Origin of the sequence: Aquiflexum sp. TKW24L (assembly GCF_023502205.1) — a bacterium.
Taxonomy (GTDB): Bacteria; Bacteroidota; Bacteroidia; order Cytophagales; family Cyclobacteriaceae; genus Cognataquiflexum.
The window spans coordinates 33,431-48,225 of sequence record NZ_JAMFLG010000025.1 but is presented as its reverse complement, the minus strand read 5'-3'; the positions used below and the strand labels follow the sequence as shown (position 1 = coordinate 48,225).

17 protein-coding genes and 1 riboswitch are annotated in these 14,795 nt (G+C 40.6%); of the genes, 8 read left to right on the top strand and 9 right to left on the bottom strand.

Features of this window, described 5'->3' with window-relative positions; genetic code table 11:
• Positions 1 to 10 precede the first annotated feature (10 nt).
• The 5 genes from pnuC (at position 11) to M3O96_RS15565 (ending at position 5,810) form a co-directional block, all read left to right on the top strand.
• Complete coding sequence (gene pnuC / locus M3O96_RS15585) at positions 11 to 634, top strand: nicotinamide riboside transporter PnuC (protein WP_249722040.1); 624 nt, start codon at positions 11 to 13, stop codon at positions 632 to 634.
• Positions 627 to 1,163, top strand: coding sequence for an AAA family ATPase (locus M3O96_RS15580; protein ID WP_249722039.1), 537 nt, complete (start codon positions 627 to 629; stop codon positions 1,161 to 1,163). Before pnuC ends, M3O96_RS15580 begins: the two co-directional genes overlap by 8 nt.
• A gap of 118 nt (positions 1,164 to 1,281) precedes the next feature.
• Positions 1,282 to 1,800 carry a hypothetical protein gene (locus M3O96_RS15575; RefSeq protein WP_249722038.1) on the top strand — a complete coding sequence of 173 codons (519 nt, stop codon included), beginning with the start codon at positions 1,282 to 1,284 and terminating at the stop codon, positions 1,798 to 1,800.
• 137 nt (positions 1,801 to 1,937) lie between these two features.
• Positions 1,938 to 2,999, top strand: coding sequence for a fatty acid desaturase family protein (locus M3O96_RS15570; RefSeq protein WP_249722037.1), 1,062 nt, complete (start codon positions 1,938 to 1,940; stop codon positions 2,997 to 2,999).
• A gap of 143 nt (positions 3,000 to 3,142) precedes the next feature.
• A riboswitch (TPP riboswitch) is annotated at positions 3,143 to 3,239 on the top strand.
• A 177-nt stretch (positions 3,240 to 3,416) separates the two neighbouring features.
• Positions 3,417 to 5,810 (top strand): TonB-dependent receptor, encoded by a 2,394-nt coding sequence (locus tag M3O96_RS15565; RefSeq protein ID WP_249722035.1) that lies wholly within the window; start codon positions 3,417 to 3,419, stop codon positions 5,808 to 5,810.
• On the opposite strand, the gene M3O96_RS15560 is transcribed toward M3O96_RS15565, so the two are convergent.
• The 6 genes from M3O96_RS15560 to M3O96_RS15535 all read right to left on the bottom strand — a co-directional run bounded on the left by M3O96_RS15560 (position 5,807) and on the right by M3O96_RS15535 (position 9,870).
• A complete protein-coding gene (locus M3O96_RS15560) occupies positions 5,807 to 6,634 on the bottom strand; it encodes a hypothetical protein (protein WP_249722033.1) in 828 nt (275 codons plus the stop codon). The genes M3O96_RS15565 and M3O96_RS15560 overlap by 4 nt on opposite strands.
• Before the next feature lie 220 nt (positions 6,635 to 6,854).
• Positions 6,855 to 7,421: a hypothetical protein gene (locus M3O96_RS15555; RefSeq protein WP_249722031.1), complete on the bottom strand. Its 567-nt coding sequence runs from the start codon at positions 7,419 to 7,421 to the stop codon at positions 6,855 to 6,857.
• A 189-nt stretch (positions 7,422 to 7,610) separates the two neighbouring features.
• A complete protein-coding gene (locus M3O96_RS15550; RefSeq protein WP_249722030.1) occupies positions 7,611 to 8,369 on the bottom strand; it encodes an SDR family NAD(P)-dependent oxidoreductase in 759 nt (252 codons plus the stop codon).
• Positions 8,370 to 8,382: 13 nt separating this feature from the next.
• Positions 8,383 to 8,814 carry an RES family NAD+ phosphorylase gene (locus M3O96_RS15545; RefSeq protein WP_249722029.1) on the bottom strand — a complete coding sequence of 144 codons (432 nt, stop codon included), beginning with the start codon at positions 8,812 to 8,814 and terminating at the stop codon, positions 8,383 to 8,385.
• 35 nt (positions 8,815 to 8,849) lie between these two features.
• Complete coding sequence (locus M3O96_RS15540) at positions 8,850 to 9,362, bottom strand: antitoxin Xre/MbcA/ParS toxin-binding domain-containing protein (RefSeq protein ID WP_249722028.1); 513 nt, start codon at positions 9,360 to 9,362, stop codon at positions 8,850 to 8,852.
• Positions 9,363 to 9,393: 31 nt separating this feature from the next.
• Positions 9,394 to 9,870 carry a GNAT family N-acetyltransferase gene (locus M3O96_RS15535; RefSeq protein ID WP_249722027.1) on the bottom strand — a complete coding sequence of 159 codons (477 nt, stop codon included), beginning with the start codon at positions 9,868 to 9,870 and terminating at the stop codon, positions 9,394 to 9,396.
• A gap of 112 nt (positions 9,871 to 9,982) precedes the next feature.
• Between M3O96_RS15535 and M3O96_RS15530 the strand changes: the two genes are divergently transcribed.
• On the top strand, positions 9,983 to 10,753 hold the full coding sequence (locus M3O96_RS15530; RefSeq protein ID WP_249722026.1) for a type III pantothenate kinase: 771 nt from the start codon (positions 9,983 to 9,985) through the stop codon (positions 10,751 to 10,753).
• Here M3O96_RS15530 and M3O96_RS15525 read toward each other — a convergent pair.
• Positions 10,747 to 11,421 carry a peptidoglycan DD-metalloendopeptidase family protein gene (locus M3O96_RS15525; protein WP_249722025.1) on the bottom strand — a complete coding sequence of 225 codons (675 nt, stop codon included), beginning with the start codon at positions 11,419 to 11,421 and terminating at the stop codon, positions 10,747 to 10,749. The genes M3O96_RS15530 and M3O96_RS15525 overlap by 7 nt on opposite strands.
• A 65-nt stretch (positions 11,422 to 11,486) precedes the next feature.
• Between M3O96_RS15525 and M3O96_RS15520 the strand changes: the two genes are divergently transcribed.
• The gene (locus tag M3O96_RS15520; RefSeq protein ID WP_249722024.1) at positions 11,487 to 12,443 is read left to right on the top strand and encodes a threonine ammonia-lyase; all 957 of its coding nucleotides are present in this window, start codon (positions 11,487 to 11,489) and stop codon (positions 12,441 to 12,443) included.
• A gap of 60 nt (positions 12,444 to 12,503) precedes the next feature.
• Here M3O96_RS15520 and M3O96_RS15515 read toward each other — a convergent pair whose 3' ends face one another.
• Both M3O96_RS15515 and M3O96_RS15510 read right to left on the bottom strand, forming a co-directional pair.
• Positions 12,504 to 13,301 carry a DUF3050 domain-containing protein gene (locus M3O96_RS15515; RefSeq protein ID WP_249722023.1) on the bottom strand — a complete coding sequence of 266 codons (798 nt, stop codon included), beginning with the start codon at positions 13,299 to 13,301 and terminating at the stop codon, positions 12,504 to 12,506.
• A 231-nt stretch (positions 13,302 to 13,532) separates the two neighbouring features.
• Entirely contained in the window at positions 13,533 to 14,045 is a 513-nt protein-coding gene (locus M3O96_RS15510; RefSeq protein WP_249722022.1) for an FKBP-type peptidyl-prolyl cis-trans isomerase, read from the bottom strand.
• 119 nt (positions 14,046 to 14,164) lie between these two features.
• Between M3O96_RS15510 and M3O96_RS15505 the strand changes: the two genes are divergently transcribed.
• Complete coding sequence (locus M3O96_RS15505; RefSeq protein WP_249722019.1) at positions 14,165 to 14,749, top strand: YqaA family protein; 585 nt, start codon at positions 14,165 to 14,167, stop codon at positions 14,747 to 14,749.
• The last annotated feature ends 46 nt before the right edge of the window (positions 14,750 to 14,795 follow it).

Genomic DNA, 14,795 nt, shown 5'->3' with positions numbered 1-14,795 from the left:
AATTCGCTTTATGGATTTACAATGGATTTGGGAAGGAATGAAGGAGGGAGTTGCGCAGATGACTTGGCTAGAGGCATTTGCAGTATTTTTTGGAATTGCGAGTGTGTATTATTCCATCAAAAAAAACATCCTTGTCTTCCCGACCGGCATGGTCAGCACGATCATTTATGTCTATATCTGCCTGAAATATAAACTGTATGCAGACATGGGGATCAATGCCTACTACTTTGCCATGTCGATCTACGGTTGGTACCTCTGGAGCAGACCGACAGACGGCAAAGAACAATTACCCGTCACTTGGTTGGACAGAAGCGGAATCATACAGTCTGTGTTACTGTTTTTTGGATCATACGCTGTTCTTTTTTTGGTTTTGACAAATCTTACAGATAGCGATGTGCCGGCATGGGATTCCTTCACGACTGCCTCAGCATTTGTTGGCATGTGGCTGATGGCCAAAAAGAAGGTGGAAAACTGGATTGCTTGGATTATCACAGATATAGTTTCGGTGCCGCTGTATTTTTACAAAGGACTGATGTTGACTTCCTTTCAGTTTTTGTTTTTCACAGTGTTAGCGACTATCGGATTGATCGCATGGATTAAATCTGCCAAATTGGAAAAAAAGGCATATGCTTAAAAAAGTGGTCATCATAGGTCCGGAATCCACAGGGAAAAGTACACTGGCAAAAATCCTAGCCGATCATTTTGACTGCCTTTGGGTTCCAGAATTTGCTAGAGAATACCTTGACAACCTAGACCGATCCTATGGATATGATGATTTATTAGAAATTGCCAAAGGCCAAGTAAATCTTGAAAATGAGTTAACATTTAAATCCAAAGAGCTCTTGGTGTGTGATACCGACTTGAATGTGATCAAAGTTTGGAGTAAGCACAAATACGGAAGAGTTCACCCATGGATTGAGGAACAGATCAAAATCCGCAAATACGATCTTTACCTATTGACAGACATCGATATTCCTTGGCAGGATGATCCGCAGCGAGAGCATCCTGACCCCGGCATGAGGAAGTATTTCTTTGACCTTTATCAAAAAATTCTTCAGGATTCGGGTACGCCATTTTGCCTAATTTCTGGAAATGAACAAGACCGAAAAGATCTTGCTATTGAAATAGTTAACAAAATCTTACTTACTTCTGAAAGAAAATAGTTTCAAAGGATGATTTTTATCAGGATAAAAATTTAAATTAACCTATAGTTTTGAAGCCAATAGAATAAGCTTTGAGAGGGATTTTCTGATTTTTGAATTAACCCTAAACCCATCCGTTATGAAAAAAATTGCTTTGTTCATTACCGTTTTGTTTTTTGTTTTTTCCACCGAAGTTTTTTCACAGGATAAACCCAATCCTACAGAACCTTCCAGATTGACAGGATATTTCAGTGTGCTCAATCCCTTGGTTAAATTCAGCGGCGGGGAGACCACCAACAATTTCAGCGATGGATATGTTATAGGATTTCCATCAGGATTTGTACTGATGGGGAAAAATAATAAGGCCGGATTTATCTTTGAATTGGTTCCTATAATCCAGTTCAGCGAAGGCTCTAGCCGGATGGCAAATCTCGTTTTTAATCCGGGTGTACAGTTCCATTATCCAAAAGGATGGAACTTCAATGCTTTATTGTCGTTTGAATCCTCAGGAAGGTATGGCTTTACACCCGTAATCAGCAAAACCATCAAAACAGGTCAGTTTAGCAGTTGGTTTGTGACAGTGCCGATGCCGGTGAGATTTGGCAATGACGATCCTGGTTCTCTCGAATTTGCTTTGCAATTGGGAGTTGCCTTCTAAATGTTAAAATATATTAGCAACAAACCAATCTGACTTTATGTAACAATGCTTCGCTATTTTACTTTACCTTTGCAAATAACTTGCAGACTTTCACCTACTTCGTAAAAAAACAATACAATACATACAATAAAATCAATATGCGTCCTCCCCGATTTAGTACAGCGACTTCCTTTCACACTGATCTGAAGTCAAGAATCAAAAATTACTTTACAGAAAAAAACCTAGAACAAACCGGCAACGGTTCACTTTACTTCAAAGCCATTTTGTTTGTGGTTTTGTTTGTGGCAGTCTATGTTCACCTCGTTTTCTTTACCCCGTTTTGGGCTATCGCACTTCTCGAAGCAATCTTGCTTGGAGGATTGGCTTCAGCGATCGGTTTCAATGTGATGCATGATGGGGCACACGGTAGCTTCAGCCAAAAGTCATGGGTAAACGATCTTGCAGGAGTTACCATCAATTTTCTTGGGGCGAATGTTTTCATGTGGAAAACCAAGCATAATGTAGCCCATCACTCCTTCACCAACGTGGCGGACCATGATGACGACATGAATGCAAGACCTTTCCTCAGACTAAACCCAACTCAAAAGCACTTTAAAATCCATAAATACCAACATCACTACTTCCTATTTGTGTATGGGCTCTTGTACCTGTATTGGGTATTTGTCACAGATTATAAAAAATATGTTCAGAAAAGAGTTGGTTCAGTTCCCATCCAAAAGATGACATTCAATGACCATGTTTCATTTTGGGGTTTCAAGGTGACTAATCTTTTGCTATTTGTTGCCTTGCCTATATACATGGTTGGCTTTATGCCTTGGTTGGTTGGATTCCTTGTGTTTGGCGTTTCAACAGGTGTTTTCCTAAGTGTTGTATTCCAATTGGCGCATTCATTGGAAGAAACTGAATTTCCTTTGCCCACAGAAGCAAATAAACTTGAAGATGAATGGGCTGTTCATCAGTTGAGGACCACAGCCAATTTTGCAACGGATAACAAAATCCTTTCTTGGCTTGTCGGTGGATTGAATTTCCAAGTGGAACACCACCTTTTCCCAAACATCTCGCATGTGCACTATCCTGCCATCAGCAAAATCATCAAGCAAACCTGCCAAGAATACAACATTCCTTACCTCGAGCATCCAAAAATGAGATATGCATTTGCTTCACATGTGAATCATTTGAAACATCTAGGAAATAGTTAAAGATTAGATTCTTATCCCTATATTATTTAGCCATGGATCATTCCATGGCTTTTTTTTGTGTTTTTGCGTAAATTTTAAGGATTGAATTTTTTTTTCAAACTTGAATTTCTTTGCATCCGATACATTTCCGATTACATTTGCGTAAAGATCATTAGGGGTGCCTTAACAAATCGGGCTGAGATCATACCCACAATACCTGATCCGGGTAGTGCCGGCGAAGGGAAATGAGTAACTCAAATTAGAACATTGAACGTAGGGACTAAAGTCCGGAAAAGGTTAATTCGTTTCTAAGCATGCATGCAATACACTATGTCAATTTTTTGATTTGGGTAAAAGGGTAAACACAAAACAGAAAATCTCCCCTGATTTTCTGATGTTTAACCAAATGTTGCTTAGGCAATATGTATTAAATTAACCATGAAAAAATCAGTATTTATGCTCGCCATTTGGCTAGTATCCTTGTCTGCATTTGCGCAGTCAAGTCTTCGGGGTGTTGTCAAAAGCACTTCCGGCGAAGAATTATTAGGTGCCAATGTGGTGCTCTTGGGAACGGGGAGAGGATCCAATTCCGATCTCAATGGAAGTTTTGAAATCAGGAATATTCCCAATGGAAAATATACTCTGAGAGTTTCCTACCTAGGTTTTGAATCTTTTTCCGAAGAAATTGATGTTCCAAATCCTGCCGAAATTCAAGTGGTGCTTTCCCCAAGCAGCTTACTCACCGAGGAGTTTATCGTCTATGCTACCCGTGCTTCTGAGAGGACGCCTACTACTTACAAGATGATCGACAGAAGTGACATTGCGAAGCTCAATCTTGGGCAGGATATTCCGGTGTTACTGAACTTCACCCCCTCCGTAGTCAGCTTTTCGGATGCCGGAGCAGGAGTAGGCTACACGGGATTGAGGATCAGAGGCTCCGATCAGACTAGGATCAACGTCACCATCAACGGGATTCCTTTGAATGACGCCGAATCCCATGGCGTATTTTGGGTCAATAAACCGGATTTTGCTTCTTCAGTAGAAAATATACAGATCCAGCGCGGCGTCGGAACATCCACCAACGGAGCGGCCACCTTTGGGGCAAGTATGAATATCCAAACAGACAGCCATCAGAAAGAAGCTTACGGGGAAGTTGATAATTCCTTTGGATCGTTTAATACCCGAAGGCATATGGTCAAAGTCGGATCCGGGTTGATCAATAACAGATGGGGATTTGATGCAAGGTTGTCACAGATCAGTTCTGACGGTTTTATCGACAGGGCTTTTTCTGATTTGAAATCCTACTTTCTTACAGGCGGGTATTATGGAGAAAATCATGTCGTCAAGCTGAACATCATTTCGGGCAAAGAGCAAACCTACCAATCTTGGGAGGGCGTTCCGGAATCCCTGCTTCAAACCAACAGGACTTTCAATCCATACACCTATGACAACCAGACGGATAACTACCAACAGGATCATTACCAGCTGATTTACACAGGTAATTTGGGGAGCAATTGGAAAGCAAATGGTGGACTCCATTACACTTATGGAAGAGGATATTATGAGCAATTTAGAGAAAATGACCGCTTGTCCCGCTATGGATTGGATCCAATTGTGATTGGAGGCGAAACGATCACTAGAACAGATATCATCCGCAGAAGGTGGTTGGACAATGATTTCTTTGGTGGGGTTTTTTCCTTCAATTATGTCACCGATGATGATAAATGGAATGTGATTTTCGGTGGAGGAGCCAACCGATATGACGGAGACCACTTCGGGGAAATCATTTGGATGGGAACTGCAGGAAATACCCAGATTCGTGATCGATACTATGACAATACTGCCGTCAAGGACGATGTCAACCTCTATGCAAAAGCTACATTGGAAGCTTCAAAGGGCCTGTTTCTTTTTGCAGACATGCAATTTCGGGGAATAGATTACTCCTTTGTCGGAGTCAATGATGACAGAAGAGATATCGAGGGCGATTATCAATTCAGGTTCTTCAATCCTAAAGTGGGTTTGTCCTACGAAACTGGAAATGGAGAAACCTGGTATGCCTCCTATGCCGTTGCCAACCGCGAACCAGTTAGAAATGACTTTACAGACAGTCAGGTGGACCGCGCTCCCAAACCTGAAAATCTTCAAAATATCGAAGCAGGTATCCGTACCCAAAAGGGGAATTTGAGTTACAACGCCAACTTCTTTTACATGAGGTACCAAAACCAATTGGTATTGACTGGGCAGTTGAATGATGTAGGTGCTTATATCCGGGAAAACGTAGCCAATTCCTTCCGTGCCGGAATTGAGTTGGATGCGGCTTACAGGTTATCGCCCAAGTGGACTATCGCCGGAAACCTGACTTTGAGTAGAAATAAAATTCAGGAATTTACAGAATACATCGACGATTATTCAGTGGAGGATTTCAGGCAGGAGGTCATTGTCCACACCAATACAGACATTGCTTTTTCTCCCAATATCATCAGTGCTGCGATTATAGATTACCGGCCGTTCAAAAACTTTGAGGTGAGCTTGCTCACCAAATATGTGGGGAATCAATTTTTGGATAATACCCAAAATGAAAGCAGAATGCTGAATTCCTTCATGACCAATGACCTCAGATTCAATTATTCTTTGAGACCGAGATTTGTCAAAAACCTTGAATTTACGCTTCTGATAAACAATATCTTTAACCAAATGTATGAACCAAACGGTTATACTTTCAGCTATTTCCTGCCTCTGGAAGGAACGACCGGAAGGGATTTGGTTACTGAGAATTTCTTCTATCCGCAGGCGGGAACTAATTTTCTTGCAGGGGTAAAAGTGAGGTTTTAGAAATTGCTAGTACCTCCATCCAAATCCATTTGGTATTCGTGCATCAATGCAGCAAAACTTGATCCTATGACAAAGTTGGTCATAGGATCATTTTTTTTGGAAAACCAAGCCACAAATTTATAGGGACCAACTTGGACTGCGCCAATAGGGCTCCCGTTTTCAATGAATTCAAAACCTTTTAGCCATATTTGGGACCCTACCATCAAATCGATAGCACTCTTTTTTCCAGGATTCTGATAATGATACACAGGATAAATATCGATTCTCCTTTGTCCATCCGTCAGCCAACCAACAAGTGCGGTTTGGCCCCCATGCCGACTTCCAAAATTTTCACTCACCGCAAAATTCCATGTAGAATCTGCCATGTTTGTTTCGATGATTCCAAACAAGTTGTCTGAATTCTCCAAAATTTCTTGATACCCTCCAATGGTCAGAGTAGAGTTATTACCAAAAAAAGTGAGCCCTGATTTGTTGATCCCCTCATAATTCATATTTCTGTTTAAATAGACTACAGCAGTATCCCCTTGGTCAGAAACAAATTCAAAGGATAATTTCTTTTCTGAAGAGGCGGTTTCATAAGCGCTGAATAAACCCGAACTGGATTTGCCTTTCACCCATCCTCCTTTGGCGCTTGTTACGCGATAAGAATTGAAATGGTATTTCACTATTCTGCCTCCTCCTTTGGTGACTACTTCAAATTTTTCACCGTTTTGATGAAGCTCTTCAGAAATTGACATTATTTTTTGGGCATGGGTCACCATGGATTGGAAAAACAAAAGAGTAACCGGAAGACAGACTAGTAGTAATTTAGATGTTAAATTCATGGCTTTTGGGATTTGAGGAATAGAACGTTTTGACTTCTTGATCATCATGAAATAGAAATTAATAGTATTTCAATCAGTTAATAAATTTAGCCAAAAGAGTCTTTTTAAAGTCTTGATTTGAACCAAAATATTGACATCTATTAATATGATTGAGAATTATTTTTGGCAAAAAATACTAATAACCGGTTTTTCCCTCAGCAAAAAAGTCAGTTCGATGGGTTTATAAAGGGGTTTCGTCCAAGTTGGAAAAACTGATGAGCTTCCGATAATCTTCGATGGTCACCATCACTGCGTTTTTCTCCTTTTTATCCTGCCATAAAGGGATCCAACTTTCCTTTACCCGAACTTCAAAGATTGTGTTTTCTTGGAGCAAAGGAGTAATTTTTTGTGCAAATTCAAAATGAGCAAATTTATCCCCGCCTTCAAAAATAATTTCCCCTTCCTGATTTTTTTCAGGAATTGACCATTTCACATGAATTGGAAGATCTTCAAAATTGGGCTCCAAAAAAATATAAGCTTCGTCGTTAAGTTGATTGGTGATAATTGAAAATACCAGCGTCGGCATGTTGGAGTCTTTTGAGCGCTTACCATGTCGGTAAACAGTCATCTTCGCATCCCTTCGGTTTTCTATGTCATAGTAAGCCGAGCGGATATTTTTGAAGTATATTCTTTCTGCATCGGTCATCCTCATTGGACTCGGTTCTTTCCCTGAGTTGTTGGCTCTTTTTTCATTGAAAAAAGACATGACCAAAACAAAAACCAAAGATCCTAGTCCGAAGATTTTCAATAATCGAATCAATTCTGGGAATATAGAGCTTTTGTTGATATTTGCCAAGGGAATAAACTTTATTGTTACACTATTTTGGAAGAATAAAGAAATTGCAATATCAAATTCAGGCATTTGATTGCTCTAATGAATGCGATGGATTCTAACATTATATCAATTTATTTCCATCTATATCAACCTTATATCATTTCAATGTACATAAGAACCCGCATTGATATCTATCGTACAGCCTGTAGCATGGTCTGCAAGTCCTGAACAAAGCAATGTCACCATCGGAGCAATATCTTTGGGTTCGGTAAGTTGATTGAGCGCAATATCATTCAAAGCATAAGCTTCTCCATATTGATCCATAAAATCCTGTGCCATATCAGTCCTCGTAAATCCCGGCGCAATAAGGAAGGCCTTGATTCCTTCTTTTCCATAATACCTGGCGATCGATCTGGTATAACTCACGATCGCAGCCTTGGAAGCGGCGTAAGCTAGGTAATCAGGCGTATCTCCTCTAAATGCCGCACGGGATGAAATGTTTACGATTCTGCCGTTTTTATTTTGACGGGCATGCTCGATAAACTCTTTGCTGATAATGGCCAAAGCATGGATATTGACATCCATGGTCTTATGCCAGACATGCATCCACTCCGAAGTAGGTGCATTGTCAGGAATTCCAATGGCAATTCCGGCATTGTTCACCACAGCATCGATTTTTCCATAAGTTTTGATGAGTTCGGGAACCCATCCCTTGACTGATTCTAAGTCAGATAAGTCACACGGAACAAGGTGTGAAGGGTTTGGTAAAGAGTCTTGAAGTTTCTTTGCCTCAGTGGTATTCTTGTTGAAATGGATTAAAATTTCAGCCCCAGATTCTGAAAGTTGGGACGCAATGGCTGCTCCAATACCACGGGAGGCTCCGGTGACAAGGATTCGATGGTTACTCAAGTCGATTTTCATAAAGGATTTAATTCTAATAATTGACTTCAAAATTTACGGTTTCCTGCGTTACCAATTTGACGGTTTGAGAAAACTCAGGATGCAAAGGATTGATCAAAAGGTTATGTTCATTGGGAAAAGAACTAGCGGGAATCCTGCCAGAAGGGATCTGTAATGCTACAGAAGCCATCTGCCTCGCCCAAAAATTTCCCAATTGCTGTGTGCTTACCGGATGCGGTCTTCTTCTCCAATCAGATGGCCATTCTGAAGGATCTAAATATGGTATTTCACCTGATACTTCCATGGTAACCAATGACCAAGATGCCTGACTGACTGTGGGTCCTTTGATGCTGAGCATTTCCAAAAAGTTAAGTGAAATCTGGTTGCAAGCATAGATTAAAGGTGTGCCATAGGGATTCCATCTGCCCGCCCCCAATCCAAAACCCAAGGGACTTCTTCTGGGCATATTTTCTATAAGTCGGTAGTATTTCAAAATGAAGATTACATAAAATTACCCCAAGACATAGCCTCTAGTGCTTCCTCTACCAACTCCAAACCATAGGGATCCCGCATCAAATCAGCAGGAATCTTGTCCCCTAAAGAAACATTGGAAGTGTGTAGCCATTCAGAAAACAATGCCTCAGATCCAAAAATCCGAACTCCTTTAAATACGATCATATCCATATCCATGATACTTTTGGTAAGCAATCGGGTCAATGTCTTGTCTTCTTTTTTCCAACGGGAAAGCGTACTTGGATCCACTTCCATCAACTCTGCTACCTCATGCTGGCTATAATCCAAATAATCAAACAATGGCTTGGTATCCGAGAAAGACATCGAAACCTCCATATAGGCACTCGGCTCTGCTACCCTGTCACTCGGAGCTTTGAAAAAGTATTGGGAGGCAAATAAATCCGGCACATCGGATGTATCCCGATATCCTGAAAGTGTATAAGTATAGCTGATAGTCATAGCAAATCCATTAATATCCCAAAGATAATTAATTTTTCTCAAATGCAATATATATTTATTGTATTTACAATATCTATCTTATTATCTTTTTAATGTCCTCGGATTGTAAATTGCAATTGATCCAGCCGCTGTCTAGTTCGGCTCCATACTTCTGATAGAAGTTGATCGCAGGGGTATTCCAGTCCAAAACCTGCCACATCATGCCCGTGCAATTGGCTTCGATACATTTCAGCATCGTCCGGTCAAATAACAATTTGCCGGCACCATGTCCTCTTTCGGTTTCCGTGACCACGATATCTTCCAAGTATAGCCGCTTTCCTTTCCAGGTGCTGTAGCGATAGTAAAAAATGGAGATGCCTATTATTTCCCGTGTGGTATTCTTTTCAGCTACAAAAAGCCCATATATCGGATTGGGGCCAAATCCGTCTTTTTGCATCATTTCCAAAGTATTGGTTACTTGCTCGGGTGCTTTTTCATAAAGTGCAAGTTCTTTGACCAGTTCCAAAACTCTTGGCAGGTCGTCTATTTTTCCTTCTCTGATGGTGTACATGGCTGAAAATTACCAAAAAACACAAAGGCAAAAAATCAATTTATATATTTGGATAAATGGCGCTTTGATGAGGCACCACTAATGACCCAAATTGACTAACCTTGATAGAAGTATGTTTTTAGCGATAGACGCCGGCAATACCAATATAACCTTTGGTTTTTATGATGAAGAATCAAAAGAATGGTCCCATGAGTACCGGATCAATACGCTGAAAGAACTTACTGTTCTACATATTGAAAGAGAGATCCACCTGTTTTTCTTGGAAAACGGTATCAAAACAGATAAAATCACGGCTATTGGGATTTCGTCAGTTGTACCTGAAATCAATCCGATATTACAGCAGTTTTGTAAAGAATACCTTGAAAAAAAATGTTACCTCATCCACGGGAACAGCTACCAAAAACTAGCAGTCAGCACTTCACGGCCAAATGAAATCGGCACTGACCTGATGTGTAACGTGATTGCAGCTTTTGAAAAATTCAAATCTCCTACAATTATTGTGGATTTTGGGACGGCATTGACTTTTACTGTGGTGGGAAAAGAAGGGAAAGTTTTAGGAGTCAACATTGTACCCGGACTGAAGACAGCCATCAAATCGCTTTTTAACAATACTTCAAAACTGCCGGAAGTAGATTTGAAATTGCCTGAATCCGCTTTGGGTAAAAACACGATCCATTCCATTCAAGCTGGAATTCTTTATGGTTATTCTGGATTGGTAAAAGGAATGTTGGAAACCATGCAAAATGAATTGGGCTATCCTTGCCACATCATCGCTACGGGCGGACTTTCTTCGATCATCTCTACACTAGAAGGATCATTTGAAGCCATCGACCGCAACCTCACCTTAGAAGGAATCCGCCTCATCACTTTGGCAAATCAATGACCAATCATAATTGCAGGATCAGGACAGATTGTTTTGTATTTATCAATATCCCGATGTGAACATACCCCCGGAAAATCACCGACATTTCCCATCATGTCCCACATCAGTTGAAAATGCAAATGCGGGGGCCAATCGCCGTTTTCGGGATAGGGGCCGAGTTGACAAAATTTTTCTCCTTTGGAAATTACTTGACCGTTTTTTAGAGTTTTCAAATCGCTTTTGGCCAAATGACCATACAAACTGAAAAATACTGACCCTTTGATCTCATGTTGTAAAATAATGGTCGGGCCATAGTTACCAAAACCTGCATTGTCATCGAAACTGTGGACCACAGCATCCAATGGCGCAAAAACAGGCGTTCCGGCCTCTGCCCAGATATCCACGCCCATATGGATATCCCTGAAATCTGACTCTTGGGTAGCGAAAACGATACTTCGGCTATAAATCACCCGATGTTCGAAATATCCTCCATGACCAAACCTTTTTCCTGCCTTTTGTAACAATCCAAAAACATAGTGATTGAAAGTTTCTGTGCTGGAAATGTCAACACTTGGTAAGTCTAGATTGGTGGGTGAAAAGTCCATTTTGATGGAATTGGAAGCATCTAGTTTTTCACCCATGACCGGGAAAATGGAGGTATTCAAAAGCAGGGTTTCAATAGAAGTCATGTTTTTTATTTTGTCGCAAGATAAATATTTTGTCAGTTTTAGGACCTTCGCTTATCTTTATTTCCATGAATGACATTACCGTATTTCCCACTATTGATGATATCATGGCTGCACACCAAAGGATTCAGCCATTTATCCACCGGACCCCGATCCTGACTTCCGAAGCTATTAACCAGATCGCAGGTTGTGAGATTTATTTCAAATGTGAAAACTTCCAGAAAGTAGGTGCTTTCAAGGCCCGTGGTGCTGCAAATGCAGTAATGAAACTAACCGAAGAGCAAAAGGTAAATGGGGTAGCCACTCACTCCAGCGGCAACCATGCCGCAGCTTTGGCTAGGGCTGCTTCTGTCGCAGGGATCAAATCCTACATTGTCATGCCTTCCAATGCCCCCGAAATCAAGAAAAAAGCTGTTGCAGGTTATGGTGGAGAGATCATCGAATGTGAACCGACCTTGATCGCAAGAGAAACCACGCTAAAGGAAGTTGTGGACAGGACAGGTGCGGTATTTATTCCGCCATATGACTTTTTAGATGTGATCGAAGGACAAGCGACTTGTGCACTAGAGATGTGGGAAGAAGGGATTCCTTTTGATACGGTGATGGCACCGGTAGGTGGAGGAGGATTGCTCAGCGGAACAGCGCTGACGACAAAGTATATCTCCCCAAAAACAAAAGTCATCGCCGGTGAACCTGAAGGTGCCGATGATGCATCACGCTCTTTCAAAGCCAAAGAATTGATTCCAATGGTCGCTCCCAAAACAATCGCCGATGGCTTACTGACTTCTTTGGGAAAGGTTAATTTTGAGATTATCATGGAATATGTCGACGATATCCTGACCGTCAGTGAAGCTGAAATCATCGAAGCCATGCGCCTTGTCTATGAAAGGATGAAAATCATCATTGAACCAAGTTGTGCGGTACCATTGGCTGCATTGCTCAAAAACAAAGAAAGGTTTCAGGGTCAAAAAGTAGGAATTATCCTTTCAGGGGGAAATGTGGATTTGGGTAAATTACCTTTTTGATTTTTCTGTTGCTCTTTGATTTTCCCTCTACAAAACCTGAGGCATTGTAGAGGGTTTCTATCAATAGGCTTCGATTTTTTGGACTGAAAGTTCTAATATTTCCTTATTTATTCCATCCCAAAGGACCTTTCTCGCCTCAAGAGCTTCCTTTGCAGCCTGTTCTGCCTCATTCCATTTTTGGGCATCATTTCCACAGAGTTGTTCGAGCATTCTAAGTGCTAAAGGTCCGTGGTGGTCTTCATCAAGATGAATGTGCCTGTCAAAATAATATTTCAAAGTAGATAGTTCAGAGGGTTTTGTATTGATAAGGTCATTGACCAACCTGCGGAACATATCGGGGATCAGTTCCTCTCTACCTAAGGTAAAGGAAGCGGCTATTTCATGGGATTTCCCCTTTTTCACTACCTGAAAATTTACTTCCAAAAAATGGAGAATATGCTCAGGCAAATCAAGTTCCCCGACAACTTTCTCCAGATTTTGACCATCTCTTAGCATGGATATTAGGTCAGTGATTTTATCAGTACTTGCTCCTGCTTCCTCCATGGATCGAAGGTATAACTCAAAATGGCTGCAATAGCCACCCCTGCCGTCCTCATCACTTTCTTCTGCAAGGACGATATCATTGATCAATCTCGCAATCAAAGGATCTGATGAAGGTATCCAAGGGAGAGATGACCCGGTAAGTTTCATTTGTAAAGCCTTCAAAAGGGTCATGAAATCCCATACGGCAAATACATGATTCTCCATAAAAACCCGAAATTCATTCAGATTTTTTATATTTCCATAAATAGGATGCTGCAATAAAACCTCTCTGTAGGGGGTTATTTCATTTAAAATTCTTTGAATATTTGGATTCATGGGTAACGTTTTTAAACAAATTTAAGACTCCATCACAACATGATTTTGTATTAAATCGATTTGAAAAACACTCAAAAGGTTCTTAAAATGAATTAAATAGTAAATAAAATAACCTTTTTAACCAATGAATTTTTCGACCCGCAACAACTAAACTTAAAATTATTTCTAAAATAAAAACTCATAATTAGGCCAACCAAGCAGGTTTATTTTTTTCATCTTCCTTTACGAAGCTCAATGATGATGCCCACCTTCACCATGCACATGACCATGGTCGATTTCTTCTGGAGAGGCATCCCTGACAGATACTATTTCACCTTCAAAATAGAGATCCAGGCCAGCCAACGGTGAATTGAAATCCATGTGAATTCCTTTGAAATCTATCTTGGTGATTTCACCCTTTAGCTGATTGCCTTGGTCATCCTGCATCGGGACAACTTGGCCGACACGGAGTGAAGTCTTGGTCTTCTTGCCGTCCTCTTTAAAGTTGGCTTTTGGAACAATGACTTTTTTGCTTTCATCATAATCACCATAGCCATGTTCGAAATCTATAAAAACCTCAAACTTATCTCCGGCTTCTTTTCCTTCAAAAGCAGCTTCCAAAGCCGGTAGTACGTGACCTGTGCCAAAAAGAAAATGAAAGGCCTGCTCTTTTTTGACACTTTCAAAATGTTCCTTCCCGTTTTCCCCGTCGTCGACATGCAGCTCATAGCTGATCGCCACAACTTTGTTTTTCTCTATTTTCATGATATTGTTGGTTGACAATTTTTTTCAAATTAAGCCAAAATTGAAGAAACGAGTTCAGCAAAAACAGGAAATCATTGGATTTCATTCCTACCTTTATTGGGTTGTGAAACCTAGTAAACATGAAATGGATAAGATTTTCAAATGAAAAAACCAATTTTCTAGTAAAGAATATCCTGAAAGGCTTTTTCTTTTTGGCAATATTGGTTCTGATTTTTTATCTTCTTAGAAAGGGGACCACAGAGGAGGACCGTATGCTTTGGTTTGGTTCGATCTACAATAATCCCATGTTGGTCTTGGCAGTCTTTGTTGCTTCGGAGATTATCTTCGGTATCATTCCTCCCGAGATTTTTATGCTTTGGTCGATGGAAACAGGTTTTTTGGGTCCTTATTTTCTTAGTATTGGCATGCTTTCTGTAATCTCCTATGCAGCTGGTTTTTTGAATTTCACCATTGGCAAGTACCTTAAAGGAAAAGTCTCTTGGTTAAATGGAGACAACAAATTTCTCAAGAAATACCACAAGATGTTTGACCAATATGGCGGCTACCTGGTGATCGTGGCTTCCGTCACCCCGATACCATTTTCCGCTGTATCATTGCTTGCAGGGGCAGGTGGACTGGACAAAAAAAAATACCTGCTCAACAGTCTTTTTAGAATCCTGAGGTATTTTGTCTACGCCTTCATACTTTGGCAGATTGAGGTCTAATCTTTCCAACAAATTACCTTTTGAGCTGTTGTTTGGGTAACTTTGC